Annotated in this window: 1 pseudogene; it reads left to right on the top strand. The window is 59.4% G+C overall.

Annotated elements, in window-relative coordinates:
* Positions 1 to 251, top strand: a pseudogene (locus EXE42_RS19980) (RNA-guided endonuclease TnpB family protein); the annotation flags it as partial.

The following is a 251-nucleotide window of genomic DNA, read 5'->3' as shown; positions in this document are numbered from 1 at the left end:
CGAACTTCACGAACGAAGGGCTACGGCTCGACCACAAGCCCAAGAACGCAATCGAATGGTACGTCAAAATCCCGCACCACGAGGACTACCACCTCTGGATGCCAGCACAACCGAATCCCGAACAGAGGGACTGGTTGGAAGCGTTGAACGCGGGAGACGCCACGATGGGCGAGAGTCGGCTATTTGAGCGGGACGGAACGTGGTATCTCCACGTCACCGTGACCCGCGACGTAGAGGATGGTTCCGAGGCG

Origin of the sequence: Halorubrum sp. SP3 (assembly GCF_005435195.1) — an archaeon.
GTDB classification, from domain to species: domain Archaea; phylum Halobacteriota; class Halobacteria; order Halobacteriales; family Haloferacaceae; genus Halorubrum; species Halorubrum sodomense.
Note: the sequence above shows the minus strand (reverse complement) of the source record. Positions and strands in the feature narration are given on the sequence as shown.